Raw genomic sequence first — 18,180 nt, forward strand, 5'->3', positions numbered from 1 at the left:
ACGCGATCTGGGCGGACTACGAGTACGGCAAGTGGCGCTTCATCGGCTATCTGACGCAGCCTGTGCAGTACCGCGACGTGACGGATTTCGACGATGTGTCGAACCGGCATCTCACGTTCAGCGGCGTGCGCTTCGAGCGGCAGGGCGTCGGACCGGGTGATCTTTCGGGTTACTACTCGAAGTACAACCGCTCGAATGCACGCTTCCTCGATGCGACGGGCGACGAGCATCGCGACGTCTTCGATCTTCGATACACGGGCAAGATTGGTCGCGCCGACTGGGACGTGGAGTCGATGTACCAGTCGGGGCACGTCGGCAACAAGACGATCGGCGCGTGGGCCGTCGGCTCGCTCGCGGGCTATACGCTCGATCTTCCGTGGGCCCCGCGCGTGGGCGTGCAGGTCGATGCGGCGTCGGGCGACCGGCATCCCGGCGACGGACGCGTCGAGACGTTCAATCCGCTCTTTCCGAACGGGTACTACTTCACGCTCGCGGGCTACACGGGCTATGCGAACCTGATCCACGTCAAACCTTCCATCACGCTCAAGCCGACGAATAGTCTCACGTTGCTCGGTGCACTGGGATTCCAGTGGCGCGAGACGACAGCGGACGCCGTGTATCAGCAGCCCAATGCCGTGGTGCCGGGCACAGCGGGACACGGCAGCCGGTGGACGGGCATGTATGTGCAGGTGCGCGCCGACTGGACGATGGCGTCGAACCTGATCGGTTCCGTCGAAGCGGTGCACTTCCAGGTCGGCGATTCGATTCGCAACGCGGGCGGCAGTAACGCGGACTACGTCGGTGCCGAACTGAAGTATGGATGGTGAGCATAACCAAAGCGGTGCGGCATGTCGTGATGCCGCGTGTCGCCGGTTATCTGTGGATCGGAGGGAGAACGTCGATGAACGCAAAGATCGCAATGACAGGAGCGTGGGCAATCGCCGTGCTGATGCTATCGGCGAGCGTCTGCGCGCAGACTCCGGGCGCGCCGGATGGCGCGAGCGCTGCGGCACCTGCCGACAGCACGCGGACCGCTACAGCCACGAAAGCGGACGACCGCCAGCTGGAAAAGGACGTCCATCATGCGCTCGGCAAGACGAAGCATCTGACCAGCATCGGTATCAGGGTTCACGCTGATGCGGGCGTTGTCACGCTGACGGGAACGGTGCCCAACCGTGCCGCAGTCGACAGGGCGGCTAGCGCCGCAAAGGGTGTTCCGGGCGTCACGGAAGTCAGAAACAACCTGACGATTCAGAGCGATTGATGAATGCCAGATAGCAAAACGCTTCGTAGCGGAGGAATATGATGGGCACTTTCGCGGAAGAAGACATCGGGCGACGCGCGTTGCTGGACATTCTGGTACCCGTTGCACACGCACTGGAGTCGGCGACGGGCACCGCGCACCGTAAGAAGCAACGGTTCCGTTTGAAGAAACGCCGCTTGCGGGAAGAGCGAGGACCTGAGGTCGACGCGGAGCCTCGGCCGACGCGTATTTCGGTCGTCGAGCGGCTGTCATCGGAAACCGTGAGCGTTTGCTGGAGCGATGCGAGGATGGGCCGTTACGCGGAACAGACCTGGCGACTTGGACGCGCGCGCACCGATTCGTTCTGCCTGTTGACGGGCAGACAGATCCGATATGGCGACAGGATCTTTCGGCCGCGGACCGAGCAGGGCTATCTCACGTCTGATCACAACCGGATGATTCTCGCGTGTGCCATCGACGATTTGTGCTGCGCGGACGCATGACAAGCGCGGGCGCTCATCGTCATCGTGCGGCGTGATACGGCGAACTCGCGGACCCATACCGGGAAGGATTGCCGAAGCGAGGTATCGATCCGTTCGCGCGGGCGCGCTTCAGTTCGTTGACGACTTCGGCGCGCGTTTTAGGGCGTCCACTGGAAACATGCGCCGTAGGATGATGGCGCGACGTCTGTCCGGCGTGCCGCGTCTTCGCGGATGTCTTGTCGGCCGACGCAAGCCGCTCGCGCCGCGTGCTGTATTCCGGCCTGTCACCCGATTCACTCGATGCGCGCACGAGCGCCGATGGTTGAGCAGGCGGTTCCGCAGCACGGTCTGATTTCTCGTCAACGGGACTGGGCGAAGCGTCATGCGCGCCTTCGTTGACTGCGGGAGCGGCCACGACGGATGCCATCGCCTTCGCTTCTCTCGCTTCGCGCACGTTGAGTTCCTTCTGCAACTCCAATGCTTCAGGCAAATCCTTGCGAACGGAGAGCACGGCATTGAGCAACACCTTCGCGGACGTCAGATCGTTGCGGTGCAGACTCGCGCGTATCGACTGGAGGATGAATGCGATGTCGGCATCGGATGTGCCATCGGAGGTGGCCGCAAATTGCTCGGTGCGACGCGCGGATTCGTCCGCCGCGCTCGATGAACTTGCACCGCCCGGGTTCTCGTCGCCGCCATACACCGCTCGATAGGCAGCAAGCCGGTCGCTGTCCATCGGCAGTGCGAGAGCCACCACGACCAGAACGACCATCACGACAAAGCCGGCAATGGCCATTCTGTCCGGTCGACGGATCATCGCGTCCCTCCTGACGAGTTGTGCGTCCCCAAGCCACCATTGTGCTTTGCTCAGCAATGCGCGTGCCAATGCTTTAAAGCAATCGCTGCAAAGCTATCGGCGATAAAAATTTCCACATTTTTCACTCTTATTCCATCAATTGCCAAAAGCGGGTCAGTTGCTCTGCAATTCGTTCTCAGTTCCGATATAGTCGCCATTTTTGGCGAGCCGGAATGCGCACGCACGACATGCGTAAAGCCCGTTTCGAGCGCCGAATAAAAAAGCCAAAAGACCATTCACTCTTTTCCCTGGAACCCGAATGCGAGCGATCATTCTTGCCGCGGGCCTTGGCCTGCGACTCCAGCAACCCCCGGGGGAGCAGTTTCCAAAATGTCTGTTGCGATTCGATGGCGTTACGCTGCTCGAACGACATCTTTCGATGCTCGAGGCGGCCGGTGTCGATGAAGTCGTGCTCGCGCTCGGCTTTCAGCCGGAACGCGTCGAAGCGGAATTGAAGCAGGCGGGCCGCAAGGTGCCGGAGATCAGGCTCAATCCGCGTTTCGATCTCGGCAGCGTACTCACTGTGCACACCGTCGCCGATGCGCTCACGCGCGGCGGCGATGTGCTGCTGATGGACGCCGACGTGCTTTACGACGAGCGCATGCTGGCCGCGCTTGTCGCCGGCGATCACGCGAATCGCCTGTTGATCGACCGCGATTACGAAGCAGGCGACGAGCCCGTGAAGCTGTGTTTGAAACAGGGCGTGCCCGTCGAGCTGCGCAAGCAGTTGGCCGTCGGTCTCGACTACGACACGATCGGCGAATCGGTCGGCTTTTTCCGCTTCACGCAAGCAACTGCGGAGCGCTTCGCGCAGATCGTCGCGGGCTATATCGACAGCGGACGCGCAAACATGCCGCACGAAGAAGCCGTGCGCGACCTGCTGCTCGAACGCACTCACGCATTCGATACGGCCGACGTCACCGGTCTGCCCTGGATCGAAATCGATTTTCCCAATGACGTTGCGCGCGCAAGTGAGGAAGTTCTGCCGCAACTTCAGCGGCCAGCTTTGCATGGGACCCGAGTAAGTGCTCTGCATGGGGCCGGAGTAAGTGCTAAAGCACCAACTCCGGCCGACAGCTGAAGCACTAACTCGGATCGACATTGGAGTTATACGATGAACGCACGCGAACCCTCTTTCGTTACCACGCTGTCGCGCAGCGCGCGCCTGCGCCAGATGCTGACGAGCAACGAACTCGAATTCCTGATGGAAGCCCACAACGGCATCTCCGCGCGCATTGCGCGCGAAGCCGGCTTCAAGGGCATCTGGGGCTCGGGCCTCGCGATCTCCGCGCAATACGGCGTGCGCGACAACAACGAAGCGAGCTGGACCCAGGTTGTCGATACGCTCGAATTCATGGCCGACGCGAGCGACCTCCCCATCCTGCTCGACGGCGATACCGGCTACGGCAACTTCAACAACGTGCGCCGCCTCGTGCGCAAGCTGGAGCAGCGCGGCATCGCGGGCGTGTGCATCGAGGACAAGCAGTTTCCGAAGACGAACAGCTTCATCAAGGGCGAAGCGCAGCCGCTCGCCGACATCGACGAGTTCTGCGGCAAGATCATGGCGGGCAAGGACTCGCAGACGGACGAGCATTTCTCGATCGTCGCGCGCGTCGAAGCGCTGATCGCGGGCTGGGGCATGGACGAAGCGTTGAAGCGCGCGGAAGCCTATCGCCAGGCGGGCGCCGACGCGATCCTGATTCACAGCAAGCTCTCGCGCCCCGATGAAATTTTGGAGTTCGCTCGCGAGTGGGCAGGGCGCGGCCCGCTCGTCATCGTGCCGACCAAGTACTACAGCACGCCGACGGAAGTGTTCCGCAAGGCGGGCATCAGCACGGTGATCTGGGCGAATCATCAGATTCGCGCGGCCACGTCGGCGATGCAGGCCGTCGTGAAGGAGATCTACGAGAGCCAGACGCTCGTCAACGTCGAAGACCGCATTGCGACCGTCAACGAGATCTTCCGTTTGCAGGACGCCGACGAGTACTCGGAAGCCGAAGAGCGGTATCTGTCGGCGTCTCGCGCATCGGGCTCGGCCATCGTGCTCGCTGCGAGCCGCGGCAAGGGCCTCGAAGCGGTGACGACGGACCGTCCGAAAGTCATGCTCCCCATCGCGGGCAAGCCGCTGCTGCGCTGGCTCGTCGATGCGTTCAAGAAGCAGGGCGTCAACGACATCACCGTGGTCGGCGGCTATCGCGCCGATGCGATCGATACGGCGGGCATCAAGCTCGTCGTCAACGAGCGTCATGAAGGGACGGGCGAGCTGACGTCGCTTGCATGCGCCGTCGACGGCGTGAACAACGACACCGTGATCTCGTACGGCGACCTGCTGTTCCGCAGCTACATCGTGCGCGATCTGGTGGAGAGCGAAGCGCCGTTCAGCGTGGTCGTCGATTCGTCGACGGTTGCGGAAGCGGGCGCGGCGAACCAGAGCGTGCGCGATTTCGCGTGGTGCTCGTCCGCCGACGATCGCGGCCTGTTCGGCAACAAGGTGCTGCTGCGCCGCGTGTCGAACAACGAAGCCGACGTGAAGGGCGAAGCGCCGCATGGCCGCTGGATCGGTCTGCTAAATGTGCGAGGCGAAGGACGCGAGCGCTTGCAGGCGGTGATGAAGACGTTGCGTGCGCGCGCCGATTTCGATTCGCTCGATATGCCCGCGCTGCTGAACGCGCTGATCGAAGCCGGCGAAGAAATCGAAGTGCAGTACGTGCATGGCCACTGGCGCGGCGTGAACGACCTCGAAGACTTCCGTCGCGCGGGCGATTTCGCGCACGAGCAGACGCCGCTCGCCAAGGGCGACGCAGCGGGAGGCGCGGCGCAATGATCGAAGCTGCACAGTTCGTCGAGGCGGCGCGCGAGCGCGGCTTCGACTGGTATGCGGGCGTGCCGTGCTCGTACCTGACGCCGTTCATCAACTACGTGTTGCAAGACCCGAAGCTGCACTACGTATCGGCGGCGAACGAGGGCGATGCCGTCGCGTTCATCGCGGGCGTCACGCTCGGCGCGCGCGGTGGTCAGGAAAACGGCCGGCGCGGCGTCACGATGATGCAGAACTCGGGCCTCGGCAACGCCGTGAGTCCCCTCACGTCGCTGACGTGGACGTTCCGTCTGCCGCAACTGCTGATCGTAACGTGGCGAGGCCAGCCGGGCGTGCCCGACGAGCCGCAGCATCAACTGATGGGCCCCATCACGCCGGCGATGCTCGACACGATGGAGATTCCGTGGGAGACGTTCCCGACGGAAGCGGACGCGATCGGCCCCGCGCTCGATCGCGCGATCGCGCATATGGATGCGACGGGCCGTCCGTACGCGCTCGTGATGCAGAAGGGCAGCGTCGCGCCATATGAGCTGAAGGGCGCGGGCCGCGCGGCGAAACGCGCAGTGCGTGCGTCGCGCGACGTATCGCGAGGCGTCTCGCCCGATGCGCTGCCGACGCGCAACGAGGCGCTGCAACGGGTGATCGCACACACGCCTTTGAATTCGACCGTCGTGCTCGCATCGACGGGTTTCTGCGGCCGCGAACTCTACGCAATCGACGACCGGCCGAACCAGTTGTACATGGTCGGCTCGATGGGCTGCCTCACCCCGTTTGCATTGGGTCTTGCGCTCGCGCGTCCCGATCTGCATGTCGTCGCGCTCGATGGCGACGGCGCCGCGCTGATGCGCATGGGCGTCTTTGCGACGCTCGGCGCATACGGTCCGCCGAACCTCACGCACATTCTGCTCGACAACGGCGCGCACGATTCGACGGGCGGCCAGTCGACGGTGTCGCCCGAAGTGTCGTTCGCGGGCGTCGCGGCCGCGTGCGGCTACGCGTCGGCTGTCGAAGGCGACGACGCGAGCCTGATCGACGAGCTGTTCGCGTCGCCGCAACTCGACGGTCCGCGCTTCGTGCGCGTCGCGATCCGTCGCGGCACACCCGATGGGCTGCCGCGCCCGACCATCACTCCGCCCGATGTGAAGACGCGCCTGATGCGCCACATCGCCACTTCCGGCTCGAACGAAGGAGCACGCTGATGCTGCTGATGAACCCAGGCCCCGTCACGCTGACCGAGCGTGTGCGCAACAGCCTGCTGCAAACGGACCTGTGCCATCGCGAGAGCGAGTTTTTCGATCTGCAGGACGAAGCGCGCGCGCGGCTCGTGAAGCTGTACGATCTCGACCCCGCGCAATGGAGCGCCGTGCTGATGACGGGCTCGGGCACGGCGGCCGTCGAGAGCATGATCGCGGCGCTCGTGCCGGAAAACGGCAAGCTGCTGATCGTCGAGAACGGCGTGTACGGCGAGCGCATCACGCAGATCGCGACGCAGTACCGTATCGCGCACAGCATCGTGAAGCACGAATGGATGCAGGCGCCGGACCTCTCACGCATCGCGGCCGCGCTCGACGCCGACACGTCGATCACGCATGTCGCCGTGATTCATCACGAGACGACGACGGGCCGATTGAACGATCTGAAGGCGCTCGCCGAGGTTTGCCGTGCGCGCAACGTGAAGATGCTCGTCGATGGCGTGAGCAGCTTCGGCGCGGAAGAGATCGATTTCGCGGACGGCACGATCGCAGCCGTCGCGGCGACGGCGAACAAGTGCCTGCACGGCGTGCCGGGCGCGGCATTCGTGATCGTACGGCGCGATGCGTTGGCGAGTGCCGCGAGCCGCACGTACTACCTTGGGCTTGCGCGTCTCGCGAGCTTGCAGGATCAGCGCAATACGCCGTTCACGCCTTCCGTGCATGCGTATTACGCGCTCGTCGAAGCGCTGCGCGAACTCGACGACGAAGGCGGCTGGAAGGCGCGTCATGCGCGTTATGCGGCGCTCGCAGAGCAGGCGCGCGCGGGTCTCGCCGCGCGTGGGATCGACAGCGTGTTGCCGCCGCAGGAGTCTTCGGTTGTGCTGCGCGCGTATCGTTTGCCGAAGGGCATCGCGTATGAGCAATTGCACGATGCGTTGAAGGCGCGTGGTTTCGTCATCTATGCGGGACAGGGCGGCTTGTCGAAGGAGCTGTTCCGCATCTCGACGATGGGGGCGATTCATGCGGCGGATATCGAGCGGTTGCTGGTGAGCTTTGATGAGTTGATGCGGTAGGTAGTGCCGCTTATGTCGCTCGCCTTCCTGAAGCGCGACACCTGTTCGCTACGGGGGCGGCCGGAATACATTGCTGCGCGCCCGTCTCGTGACCCTCATATGTTTGCATCCGGCGGGGCTTTCGCTAGTTAGATCGAGGGGCTAGTCGATGAGGACGTGCCACGCGGCGCCGGACGGCCTGCTGCCGAAGATGCAGGCACAGGTGCTCCGGCGGGTCCGGTCGCGCCTCCGCTGAATGCGCCAGCACTGGCGCCGGATACGCCTTGCCCGCCGGGCGCAGGCGGAAAGACGGGCTTGACGTTCGCTGCTGGCGCAGTCGTGATTGGGCCTCCGGCGAACACTGGGGCAGCAGCAAGGGCTGCGACGGCGGCGAGCATCAGCACACCAGTTTGTGTTTTCATCGTCATCTTCTTCAAGGTTGCGATTCAAGGCGCGGACATGGGCGCGCGATCGGCCCGCGTTCAGCCGATGATCGCGTGCGAGCGGACCTCTACTGATAGCTCATCGTGAAGGCAGCGTGCGCGAACTGCGAACCCATGGCGCCCGCGGCAACGATCAGAGCTGTGAAGAGCTTGACTTTCATAGTTAGTGTCGTGTGAGTCGAAGAATATTGATGAACCAAAGCCGCCCTCGACATGCGAACGCTGCCCGAATTCCACACGCCTCGCCTGCCAGCGGAATTGCCGTGCATTGCCTTAAGGAGTTGCCGCATCGTATCGACGCGCATACTCGGCTTCCATAGAACAGTTAATAAAATTGGCAAGCCGGATCGAAGAATTCCTAAATTGCCAGCTGCGGACGTTTGTCGAAGGGTGTGGCCGTTCGCCACCATTCGACGGCCAATCATTTGATCGCGGTCGACTCTCGAAAGATGCCCCGAGGCATACGATGAGCCTTACTGTTTCGTAGGGCTTATTCGAGAGGAGGCCGTGATGGTGGCGAGAGGGAAAAGCGATCGAATGAACTGGAGGGTGATTGTCAGAGCGATGATCACGGCCACAGCGCTTTGCACATCCGCGTTGGTTTCGGCGGCAGAGGGCGGGGTGATTTCGTTTATCGGCGCGGTGGTCGAGCCGCCTTTCGAGGTGATGGCCGCGAGTGCCGAAGCGGCGGTACTGCCGCGAGTCGCTGCAATCGCATCCCGATCCGGCGTCGACGCATCGGCAATGAGTGTGACGTTCGCTGTTTTCGCCGACAGCAGGCCGAGCGCCAGGATCTCGATCGAGGCGGTCAAGAATTCGACGACGCCTGCAGCAACGGCTGCTTGCGGTTCGGTGAGGTCCGTTTTTGCCGACGGCTCAGGCCGCAAGACCGCGCCCGACCGGAACGGCGAATATCACGTCGGACGTGCGGGTGGCACGTTGTTGCTGACATCCGCGGCGGCCGTGAAATCCGCTGTCGCTCCGCTCGTCACCGTAGTGAGCCAGTACAACTGAGCCGAACGGATTGGCGCAGATGCTTCTCATCGACGAGGCGACGGCAGATCACGTGAGAACCCGGCGTGCAAACGCATATGCAACGCCTGCGCCTGCGAGGTGTGTTGTGGCGGATGCCAGCGGCATGCCAGGCAGGCCGGAACAAAACACCGTCGCAGACAGAAGCTCAGTGAAACTCAGAAGCTGTGCTTCAACCCGACTGTCACCGACGCCTGCTTGTCGGTCGAAGCATTCGGCAGATTGGGAATCTGCGCATAGTTCGCAGCCTGCCCCGTCACCGGGTCCGTGCCGATCCCGCTTCCGGCCGCCTTCTGGAAAATCCCCACTGCGTAGAGCGTCGTGCGCTTCGACAGGCTGTACGTCGCGCCCAGATTCACCTGATGGAATTTCGGCGAGCCGCTCACATCGGTTTTCATCGAGTTGTAGATATACGCCGCGCCGAGCGTCAGCGCCGGCGACAGCGCATATGTCCCGTTCACCTCGACGATATCGAATCGTGCATCCGCGCCCTGCGCACGCGCCGCGCTCGCGAAATACAGGCTGTCGTCGAGCGTCGTATGCGTGTAGACGAGGCCGATCGTCGCCGGCCCGATCGTGTATGAGCCGCCCGCGCCGAAGGCCTTCAACGCATGCGCGTTCTGCAATTCGCAGTACATCGCAGTCGGATTCGAACACGCGAAGTCGCCGATATAACCCTGCTCGCCGCCGAGCGCCGCATCGAGCGGATTGTTCAGATCGAGATAGCCGATGCCGAACGAGAACGGCGCGTTGTTATAGCTCGCGGAAACGGCCCAGCCGCGCTTCTGCGAGAAGTCGCCCGCGACGCCGCCCAGCGAATACGTGCCGCTCACGGAGAAGCCCGCGAAGGTCGGGCTCACGTACTGCACCGCGTTGTTCAGATTGAGCGCGGCGTTCAGGTTGTCGACGTCGCCGATGTGCGAGCCATACAACGTCGCCCACGTGATGCTCGACGCGTACGGCGCGAGCGCGTTCGTGTACGAGTCGAACTGGCGGCCGAAGGTCAGCGTGCCATAGCGTTCGTTGGTCAGGCCGACCCACGCGTTCTGGTTGAAGAGCGCGCCCGCTTGAACGAAGTTGCCGCTGCCCGTGTAGAAGCTGTTTTCGAGCTTGAACGTCACGGCCGTGCCCCCGCCGATGTCCTCGCTGCCCGTCAAACCGAAGCGCGACGGCGCGAGATTGCCGCCTGTGAACTGAAAGTTGTGGCCGCCGCCGACGCTGCCGTCCGCATGCGTGACCTGCTGGTTGTTCGTGTACGTGATGCCGGCGTCGACGTCGCCGTACAACGTGATGCTGCTTTCGGCGTGCGCTTTCTGCGCGATGCCGGATGCAGCCGTCGTTACGGCGAGCGCCGCCACCGCCGCCGCGATTCTGCGCGGCGTCGTCGGATGCTTCATCTGTCTTCCCCTTTCTCTTGTAGTTGCGTGACGCGAGCGCTTACGCGTAGTTGATCATCACCGACTTGCTTTCCGTGTACTGATCGATGACGGCGCGGCCCAGTTCGCGTCCGAAGCCCGATTGCTTCATGCCGCCGAACGGCATCGCGTTGTCGAGCAGCGAGTGGCAGTTGACCCACACGGTGCCCGCCGCAACGCGCGGAATGAGCTTGTGGATCGCCGGGACATCGTTCGACCAGATGCTCGCGCCGAGGCCATACGGCGTGTCGTTGGCGAGCTGCACGGCCGTGTCGATATCGTCGAAGGGCATGGCGACCAGCACCGGCCCGAAGATCTCTTCGCGCACGACGCGCATCGTGTGATTCGTATCGACCATCACGGTCGGCTCGACGAAGAAGCCTGGCTTGTCGATCGCGTTGCCGCCCGCGACGGCGCGCGCGCCTTCCGCGAAGCCCGAGTCGAGATAGCCGCATACGCGCTCGCGCTGCTTCGCGGACACGAGCGGGCCGATCTGCGTCGACGGGTCCATGCCCGCGCCGATCCTCAGGCTCTTCGCGATCTGCGCGACGCCGTCGATCACCTTGTCGAATACCTTGCTGTGGATATAGACGCGCGAGCCCGCCGTGCACACCTGGCCCTGGTTGAAGAAGATCGCATTCGCGACGCCTTGCGCGGCCTTGTCGATATCGACATCGGGCAGCACGATCACAGGCGACTTGCCGCCCAGTTCCAGCGACATGCGCGTCATGTTGTCGAGCGCCGCGTGGCCGATCAGCTTGCCCGTCTGCGTCGAACCCGTGAACGCGATCTTGTCGATGCGCGGATCGCGCGACAGCGCAGCGCCCGCCGTGTGCCCGTAGCCCGTGACGATATTGACGACGCCTTGCGGATAACCCGCTTCGACGATCAGTTCGCCGAGGCGCAGCGCGGTGAGCGGCGTGTCCTCGGCGGGCTTCAGCACGACGGTGCAGCCCGTCGCGAGCGCGGGGGCGAGCTTCCACGCGGCCATCAGCAGCGGGAAATTCCACGGAATGATCGCGCTGACCACGCCGACGGGTTCCTTGCGCGTGTACGCGAACACTTCGCTATCCGGCATGTACGGCAGGCCCGCATCCATCACGCTGCCTTCGATCTTCGTCGCCCAGCCCGCCATGTAGCGGAAGCACTGCGCGGCCATCGACACATCGAGCCCCTGCGCGACCATCACCGGCTTGCCGTTGTCGAGCGATTCGATCTCGGCGAGTTCGCGCGCATTCGCTTCGACGAGATCGGCGAGTTTGAGCAGCAGACGTTCGCGGTCGGTGGTCTTCATCGTGCGCCACGGGCCCACGTCGAATGCGCGGCGCGCGGCGGCGACGGCCTGTTGCACGTCGTGCTCGTTCGCTTCGGGCACGCGCGTGAGCACGCGGCCGTCGGCGGGATTCACAACGTCGATCGTGCGGCCCGACGAGGCATCCGTCCACTCGCTGCCGATCAGCATCTTCTTCGGCTTTGCGAGGAACGCTCGCGTCGAGTCGAGCAGCGCAAAGGTGGGGTTCGTCTCCATGTTCGGTTCCTTGATTGAAGAGGTTCAGTAGCGGTCCGCGACGCCCGTGATGCCGCGCTCGTGCAGATCGCGGATCAAATGCGCGCGCACGGTTGCGACATCGGAGAATGCAGGGCGACGGTGCGCCGTGATTTCAGACGCGGTGTAGGGCTTGAAGTCTTTCGGCAGCGCGTCGCGGTTCATTGTCGTGAGCAGCCAGTTCAGCACGTCGGCGAGTTCCTGGTCGGAGAGCGCCGAGTTCGATGCCCCCGGCACGCGCATCACGTATTCGCGGCCCGCGGGCAGATGCTCGAAGTAGCCGAGCGAATTCGCGAGCGGCGGCACCTTGCCAGGGATGCCGCCGCCCGTCGCCGTGTGACAGCCCATGCAGTTGAGCACCCAATGCTGTTGCGCGAGAGCGGCATCGGCTTTGCTCTGCGCATTCGCAGACGACGGCGGCGCGAGCGTCGCGGCGCATGCAAGCAGCAGCATCGACACGCGGCGCGCTACGCTTGTCCAGAGCGCAGCCGCCGAAGCCGCCCGCGCGCGCTGTTGCGTGTGCCGTTGCCAGTACGGTTGCATGAGCGGTTGCATGAGCGGTTGCACGTGCATGCGCTGGCCCGCACGAGGCACGCGGGCGGCGTTCATAGGCCGAGTCCCTTCGTGACGACGGCGCGTTGCGCGTGAACGGCCGCGCTGTCCATTGTCTGCGCGCGCGCCGCCTTGATGTCGGCGGCTGTGAACGGCTTTGCGTCGCCGTGCTGCGCGTTCAGATCGAACACGACGTAATTCAGCACCTGAGCCAGGTCTTCGTCGCTTGCGCTCGCGAAGCTCGGCATCTTGAAGTTGTAGCTCTTGTCGCGCACCTTGATCTCGCCGAACATGCCGTGCACTACCGTCGACGTCAGTTGCGCGCGCCCTTGCGCCGTCGACGAATACTTGCCCGGATATTCGGTGAGAGGCGGCGCGAGTCCGTCCTGACCCTTGCCGCCCGCCTGATGGCAAACGGCGCACTGCGCGTCGAACATGCTCTTGCCCACAGGGTAGTGCGCGGCCTGTTGCGCGCGCGCGCTGCCCGCCGTCGCAAACGATGCAGCCGCCACGACGCACGCGGCCGCGATTTTTCCAGCGTGATGTGCGTTCATTGCCTGGCTGCTCCCAGCAGGACTGAAACCGAACAGTGATAGTTCGAATTGCCGTTCGCCATGCACCAGTTGATGTCGTTGTCGAGCGACAGCTTGTACAGCGGCTTCTCGCGTTCGTTGCGATTGCAGAAGCACTTGCCGCACGACGTCTTGCCGCAGCAGTCGTTGTACGAAACGATGTAGTCGGAGCCGTCGTGCGGATTGCGGCAGGTGCCGATCCACGTGATCGGCGAAGGCGTCGTGCCCGGCGGGCAACTGCTCGACGTGCCGCCGCAGCAGCTGCACAGCCAGCCGTCGATCGCGCAGTACTTCCAGTAGTCGCAGCTCATCGGGTCGTCGCTCGCACCCGTTGCGGCGGCACCCGATGCGCCCGACGCCGCCGATGCCGCATCGGCTGCATACGCGGTGCGATCGACGGGCAGAAGCGGCAGCATCGCCGAGCCGACCAGCACCTTGCCGAGCTTCGCCATCGCGCTGCGCCGCGAACTGCGCTGCGCGACGCCGCGCGCCGACTTCTCGAACCATGAATCAAAAACGCCCATATGTTGTTCTCCGCTCAGGTTGAAAGAAGGTTCGGTGCATCACACGTGCTGTGCGTGCTGTTCGTGACGATGGTCGCCGTGCACGAACTCCTGCAGCGACGCGACGCCGCGCTCCTTCGCTTCGAACAGGCTTTCCAGATGCTCGCGTGTGTTGACGAGACCCTTCGCACGCACCTTGCCGCTTTCATCGAGCAGGACGGCATACGGCAGCTTGCCGATCTGGTAGGCCATGCCGAGCTCTTGCGACAGCACATACGGGAAGCGCTCGAGATTGTGCTTCTGCGCGAAGCGTGTGTGTTCGGCGAGATCGCCGTCGCTCGCAAGCACGATGTTGACGGGCGACGCTTCGCTCGCTTGCAGCGACGGCAGCAGCGGCAGCAGCTTCTTGCAGACGGGGCACGTCGGCGACAGGAAGAAGAGCAGCGTGGCCTTGCCCTGCGCATCGATGCCGCCCACTTTCACTTGCGAGCCGCGAATGTCGGCGAGTTCGAACGTCGGTGCGATCGCGCCGACGGCGGGCCCTTTGTCGATCATCAACGCGCCCGCAGGCATGATGCGTTCGTACAGAATGCCGACCTGGCGAACGAGAGCGAGACAGATCGCGCCGAGCGCGAGAACGGCGATCCACAACAGCGCGGTGGAAACGGTGAGAGCGGTTTGCATCATGAATTCCTCAAGTGGGAGAGGCGCGGCACGTTGGCGAGCAGCACATCGAAAGTGAGCAGTGCGCAGACGATCAGCAGCGCGGCGAAGAAAAGCGTCAGGTAGTCGAACCACACGATCGAACGCGCGGCGGGCTCGATGAACGCGGTGGCGGCGAGCGCCGCGAGCAGCAATGCGCGCGCGACATGAAACCAGCCGATGCCGCGCGGCGGGTTTGCTTGCATTGCGGCTTGCGTTGCCGCTTGCGTCGCGGCAAAGCCCGAGCAGCCGCAGTCGATATCGGTGTGACCGCGCACGATATTGAATGCGAGACCCGCCGCGAACGCGAGCAGCAACGCGATAAGCGCGATGGCGCCGAACATGCGCGTATCGGGGAACAGCAGCGCGGCGGCGCCGACCGTTTCCGTGGCCGTGATGACGAACGCGGCAGGTGCCGTCAACGCATCGGGCAACAGCCGATAACCGGCGAGCGCTTGACGGAACGCGGCAGGGCGCCGCCATTTGGCGACGGCGCCGAGCAGCACGACGATCGCCGTGCTGGCTTGCGCGCCCGTCGCGAGTACAGGATCGATCATCATCGCGGCCTCACGGATTGACGAGCAGCGTCGACGTATTGCCGATCTGCTTTTCGACGTTGCGCAGCTTGCCTGTGCGCGCATCCATCACCACCAGATCCGACGTGCCCGTGATGCCGTAGAAGAGCGGCTTGTCGTCGTCGCTGACCTGGATTGACGCGAGCGGGTCGATCTTCTGATGCGACAGATCCCAGCGCGCGATGCGCTTCTTCGTCTGCAGGTCGTACACCCAGATTTCCGTGCCGGGGTCCTTGTGCGAACCTTCTTCGCCCTTGTGCATCGCGACGTAATAGCGATGCAGCTTCGCCTGCACGGCCGTCTGCTGCATGCCGCCCGGACGCCAGCCTTCGGCGCGCTCCGCGTCCGTCAGCAGCGACCACGGCTTGCCGAACACGGGCTTGTCGCCGTGGAAATCGGCCGAGCGCACCATGCCGTGAAAAGTCGCGAACAGATAGCCGCCCTGATACGGCGACGCGTTGATAAAGGCCGGGTCCTTGTCGACGTCGATGAACGCATCGGACATCGTGCGCTTCGCTTCCTTGCCGTTCGCGTCGAGCGTGACGGTCAGCGCCTTGCCGCTTTCGCACAGCCCCGTGAAGCGGTTATTGCCCGACGGATACGCGAGCACGCACGCCGCCATGTCGATCTCCGACAGCACCTTCTTCGATGCGACGTCGATCACCGTCACGGAAGCGGCGGGTGTGATGTTCGACACGTAAAGGCGCTTGCCGTCCGCGCTGAACGTGGTGTTGTACGGCGTCGGAATGTGCTGGCCGTGCTTCGGCGGAATCACGACTTCGCCTGCGTGATCGAGCGTCGCGTTGTCGGTCAGCTCGACGACGTCGGTGCGCTCGCCGTGCGAGCCGCGTGCGAAATAGGTCGTCGAAACGAAGCTCGTCTTGTGATCGGGCGAAATCGCAAAGCCCGGCGCGAAGCCCGCGTCGATCTGGCCGAGGAGCTTCTTCGCATCGGCGTCGTACAGATAGACGCGCGCATCCGTCATCGACGGCATCGAAATATCGACGACGAACACTTCGTGCGGATGCCACGGCGGCAGCTTCTGCACGGTCAGTTCTTCGGGTTTTTCGATTGCGTGCGCGCTGCCGATGCATGCAGCCGCGAATGACAGCGTCGCCGCGATGGACGCGGTTCGTCGCCTTGTTTTCATGTCGCCTCCAGTGATGATTCACGATGTGTGAGGCGACTTTAGATCGACGAAAAATCAGGCCGGCGCCGAAACCGGCAACGCGTGCGTGCCGATTTGGGATATTGGTAGTCTCGCTGAAAGGGATGTAGGGCGTGTGTTGGCTTGCGTTCGGTGGATTCGTCGGGGGTTAGGGTTTGTCACGAGCGGTTTGCGACGAGCGGTTTGTCACGAGAGGGCAAACAGATTGCCCCCGACGGTCACGCGTCACTGTCACATCGCCGTATCGCTGCCGAGCGAAGGCGAGATCGTGCTGTCGCGGTTCGGATCGTCGACGCGTTCGTCGGCGCGCACGGGCCGCATCGAGACGAGCAGATGATCGTGGTGGCACGACCCCACGGTGCCATTGACGAGGCATTGCTGAAATGCGTCGGCATCCTCCTTGTTCGCGAAGGTGTAGGCCGTCTGCTCGACCTGGACCTGCGTGTCGGATGTGCGAATCGCCGTGAGGGTCATGGGCTTGTCGCAGGTGTTCACCGCTCACGTGACGGGGAACCTCGCTGCACTGGCGAGCTCGCTCGTGCATCCGTCATCCGTGGAAGGACTGCGTATCGAAGTGTTGACCGCATTCGGCTTCGGCGTGGCGAGCGGGCGTCTGACGGCAGCGCACGGCGCTGGCGACGCGCCGGAGCGAACGTCGGTTCGGCTTCGAGGTGATCGGCGTGCCATTGGCTGCGCTGATTGTGGTCGCGGCCATACACGGGGCGTCGAACCGCGATACTGCATGCGCTCGAACGGGAATGAGCGTTGCTGGTTCGATCGTCTCGGCGCGCGTATTGCGGCCGGAGATTCGCGCCACGGAGGCATGAAATGGCAAACACGATCAACGAGCAGCAGAACACGATGGACGAACCGGGCGGACCGGAAGCGCCGCTCGCCGACGAATACACGCGGCGCGCGAAGACGAAAAACAAGCGGGCGGACAAGGCCGCGCATGGCGAGCCGACCGATCCCGACTTCGAGCCACCCGTCGTTCCCGGCGATACGCATGCGGCGTCGCGCGGTTGAATCATCCGTCGCGCCGACATTGTCTTCCGATCAACACACGGACGTACGTGATGAAACGCCATTCATGGCCGGCTCAGCGCACCGCGAGCGGGAATCGCCGCCGCGCTCGCGGGCTTGGGCTTGCGTGCAAACTGTCTCGCGGGCAGAAAGCGCCAGACGAGCAGCACGAGCGCGAGCAGCGCCGGACACCAGCGAACATTGGTCGCGACAGGCGTCGGATGTGCGAACCGTGCGTCGGTCAGCGGCGCGCGCAGCGAATCGGCAGCGACCAGCCGCTTGTAGCCGAAGCCGAGATGCCCGGCGACCGCTTCGAGATACGTCTCCCGAAGCTCCGATAGTTCTTCGTGGCTCTCGGCCGTGGCGGGCGCGCCGGGCGTCGGTTGCAGCTGGCGCACTTCATCGGCGCGCCAGAAGCCGGTTCGCACGCCGTCGGCGTTCGTCCTGGGTATCGGCGCTGGCTGATCGCCGCCGACGCCGATCAGCCAGCCATGCACGAGTCCTTGCGGAATATCGCGCACGCTGGTCTCGTTCGGCGCGACAGGGGGCGCTTCCTGCCCATCGGTGATGAAGACGATATCGGTGTTGTGGCCGAGGTCCGCAGCCGCGCGTATCGCCGAATAAAGACCGCCTTGCGCGATCACGCTGCTATTCACCCAGCGCATCTTTCCCGTGATCTGATCGAGCGACGACAGCAACGCGTCGTAGTTGCCGCAGACTTCGACGGGCGCGAGCAACAGCAGCGAGCGCTGATTCGTGAACACGCTCCAGCCGATCTCCGATCCGCACGGCAGGTGCTGCAACGCATCGCTCATCGCGGCGCGCGCGAAGTCGAGACGGCTGATCGGCTTGCCGCCCATCGAGACGTCCTCGACATCCATGCTCTGCGTGATGTCGAACGTGACGACATATCGGAAGATGGGCCGGGTGAACTGCACGGGCGGCATCCACACGGCGGCGGCGAGCAGCAGCGACGCCAGCGGAAGCTGCCACCAGCGGCGCCCC

General features: G+C 63.9%; 21 protein-coding genes. 9 read left to right on the forward strand and 12 right to left on the reverse strand.

Annotated elements, in window-relative coordinates; translation table 11 throughout:
• The 3 genes from GCT13_RS29500 to GCT13_RS29510 form a co-directional block, all read left to right on the forward strand.
• The coding region (locus GCT13_RS29500; RefSeq protein WP_193727789.1) for an alginate export family protein at window positions 1-827 on the forward strand (827 nt) is incomplete at its 5' end.
• 74 nt (window positions 828-901) lie between these two features.
• Window positions 902-1,264 carry a BON domain-containing protein gene (locus GCT13_RS29505; protein WP_227747074.1) on the forward strand — a complete coding sequence of 121 codons (363 nt, stop codon included), beginning with the start codon at window positions 902-904 and terminating at the stop codon, window positions 1,262-1,264.
• A gap of 38 nt (window positions 1,265-1,302) precedes the next feature.
• Window positions 1,303-1,746, forward strand: coding sequence for a DUF3331 domain-containing protein (locus GCT13_RS29510; RefSeq protein ID WP_152764118.1), 444 nt, complete (start codon window positions 1,303-1,305; stop codon window positions 1,744-1,746).
• A 19-nt stretch (window positions 1,747-1,765) separates the two neighbouring features.
• On the opposite strand, the gene GCT13_RS29515 is transcribed toward GCT13_RS29510, so the two are convergent.
• Complete coding sequence (locus tag GCT13_RS29515; RefSeq protein WP_152764120.1) at window positions 1,766-2,542, reverse strand: DUF4148 domain-containing protein; 777 nt, start codon at window positions 2,540-2,542, stop codon at window positions 1,766-1,768.
• Between the two features lie 50 nt (window positions 2,543-2,592).
• Window positions 2,593-2,817, reverse strand: a complete 225-nt coding sequence (locus tag GCT13_RS29520) for a hypothetical protein (RefSeq protein WP_152764122.1) — start codon at window positions 2,815-2,817, stop codon at window positions 2,593-2,595.
• Between the two features lie 23 nt (window positions 2,818-2,840).
• Between GCT13_RS29520 and GCT13_RS29525 the strand changes: the two genes are divergently transcribed.
• The 5 genes from GCT13_RS29525 to GCT13_RS29545 all read left to right on the forward strand — a co-directional run bounded on the left by GCT13_RS29525 (window position 2,841) and on the right by GCT13_RS29545 (window position 9,101).
• Window positions 2,841-3,662: a phosphocholine cytidylyltransferase family protein gene (locus GCT13_RS29525; RefSeq protein ID WP_152764124.1), complete on the forward strand. Its 822-nt coding sequence runs from the start codon at window positions 2,841-2,843 to the stop codon at window positions 3,660-3,662.
• 33 nt (window positions 3,663-3,695) lie between these two features.
• The gene (gene aepX / locus GCT13_RS29530; protein WP_152764126.1) at window positions 3,696-5,405 is read left to right on the forward strand and encodes a phosphoenolpyruvate mutase; all 1,710 of its coding nucleotides are present in this window, start codon (window positions 3,696-3,698) and stop codon (window positions 5,403-5,405) included.
• On the forward strand, window positions 5,402-6,598 hold the full coding sequence (gene aepY, locus GCT13_RS29535) for a phosphonopyruvate decarboxylase (protein WP_152764128.1): 1,197 nt from the start codon (window positions 5,402-5,404) through the stop codon (window positions 6,596-6,598). Before aepX ends, aepY begins: the two co-directional genes overlap by 4 nt.
• On the forward strand, window positions 6,598-7,665 hold the full coding sequence (locus GCT13_RS29540; protein ID WP_152764130.1) for a 2-aminoethylphosphonate aminotransferase: 1,068 nt from the start codon (window positions 6,598-6,600) through the stop codon (window positions 7,663-7,665). The genes aepY and GCT13_RS29540 overlap by 1 nt, the downstream gene beginning before the upstream one ends.
• 929 nt (window positions 7,666-8,594) lie before the next feature.
• Window positions 8,595-9,101, forward strand: coding sequence for a hypothetical protein (locus GCT13_RS29545; RefSeq protein WP_152764132.1), 507 nt, complete (start codon window positions 8,595-8,597; stop codon window positions 9,099-9,101).
• A gap of 176 nt (window positions 9,102-9,277) precedes the next feature.
• Here GCT13_RS29545 and GCT13_RS29550 read toward each other — a convergent pair whose 3' ends face one another.
• The 9 genes from GCT13_RS29550 to GCT13_RS29590 form a co-directional block, all read right to left on the reverse strand.
• The gene (locus tag GCT13_RS29550) at window positions 9,278-10,516 is read right to left on the reverse strand and encodes a porin (protein ID WP_152764135.1); all 1,239 of its coding nucleotides are present in this window, start codon (window positions 10,514-10,516) and stop codon (window positions 9,278-9,280) included.
• Window positions 10,517-10,556: 40 nt separating this feature from the next.
• Window positions 10,557-12,062, reverse strand: coding sequence for an aldehyde dehydrogenase family protein (locus GCT13_RS29555; RefSeq protein WP_152764136.1), 1,506 nt, complete (start codon window positions 12,060-12,062; stop codon window positions 10,557-10,559).
• Between the two features lie 24 nt (window positions 12,063-12,086).
• On the reverse strand, window positions 12,087-12,635 hold the full coding sequence (locus tag GCT13_RS29560) for a c-type cytochrome (RefSeq protein ID WP_407670879.1): 549 nt from the start codon (window positions 12,633-12,635) through the stop codon (window positions 12,087-12,089).
• Between the two features lie 50 nt (window positions 12,636-12,685).
• Complete coding sequence (locus tag GCT13_RS29565) at window positions 12,686-13,186, reverse strand: c-type cytochrome (protein ID WP_152764140.1); 501 nt, start codon at window positions 13,184-13,186, stop codon at window positions 12,686-12,688.
• Window positions 13,183-13,728 (reverse strand): methylamine dehydrogenase light chain, encoded by a 546-nt coding sequence (locus tag GCT13_RS29570; RefSeq protein ID WP_152764142.1) that lies wholly within the window; start codon window positions 13,726-13,728, stop codon window positions 13,183-13,185. Before GCT13_RS29570 ends, GCT13_RS29565 begins: the two co-directional genes overlap by 4 nt.
• A gap of 39 nt (window positions 13,729-13,767) precedes the next feature.
• Window positions 13,768-14,394 carry a methylamine dehydrogenase accessory protein MauD gene (gene mauD, locus GCT13_RS29575; RefSeq protein WP_152764144.1) on the reverse strand — a complete coding sequence of 209 codons (627 nt, stop codon included), beginning with the start codon at window positions 14,392-14,394 and terminating at the stop codon, window positions 13,768-13,770.
• A complete protein-coding gene (locus GCT13_RS29580) occupies window positions 14,391-14,969 on the reverse strand; it encodes a MauE/DoxX family redox-associated membrane protein (RefSeq protein WP_152764146.1) in 579 nt (192 codons plus the stop codon). The genes mauD and GCT13_RS29580 overlap by 4 nt, the downstream gene beginning before the upstream one ends.
• Window positions 14,970-14,976: 7 nt before the next feature.
• Entirely contained in the window at window positions 14,977-16,134 is a 1,158-nt protein-coding gene (locus GCT13_RS29585) for an amine dehydrogenase large subunit (RefSeq protein WP_152764148.1), read from the reverse strand.
• A gap of 249 nt (window positions 16,135-16,383) precedes the next feature.
• Complete coding sequence (locus GCT13_RS29590; protein WP_152764150.1) at window positions 16,384-16,626, reverse strand: hypothetical protein; 243 nt, start codon at window positions 16,624-16,626, stop codon at window positions 16,384-16,386.
• Window positions 16,627-16,980: 354 nt separating this feature from the next.
• Between GCT13_RS29590 and GCT13_RS29595 the strand changes: the two genes are divergently transcribed.
• Window positions 16,981-17,178, forward strand: coding sequence for a hypothetical protein (locus tag GCT13_RS29595; RefSeq protein ID WP_152764152.1), 198 nt, complete (start codon window positions 16,981-16,983; stop codon window positions 17,176-17,178).
• A gap of 62 nt (window positions 17,179-17,240) precedes the next feature.
• Here GCT13_RS29595 and GCT13_RS29600 read toward each other — a convergent pair whose 3' ends face one another.
• Window positions 17,241-18,122 carry a vWA domain-containing protein gene (locus GCT13_RS29600; RefSeq protein WP_227747075.1) on the reverse strand — a complete coding sequence of 294 codons (882 nt, stop codon included), beginning with the start codon at window positions 18,120-18,122 and terminating at the stop codon, window positions 17,241-17,243.
• Between the last annotated feature and the right edge of the window lie 58 nt (window positions 18,123-18,180).

It is taken from the genome of Paraburkholderia franconis (assembly GCF_009362735.1).
Lineage (GTDB): Bacteria > Pseudomonadota > Gammaproteobacteria > Burkholderiales > Burkholderiaceae > Paraburkholderia > Paraburkholderia franconis.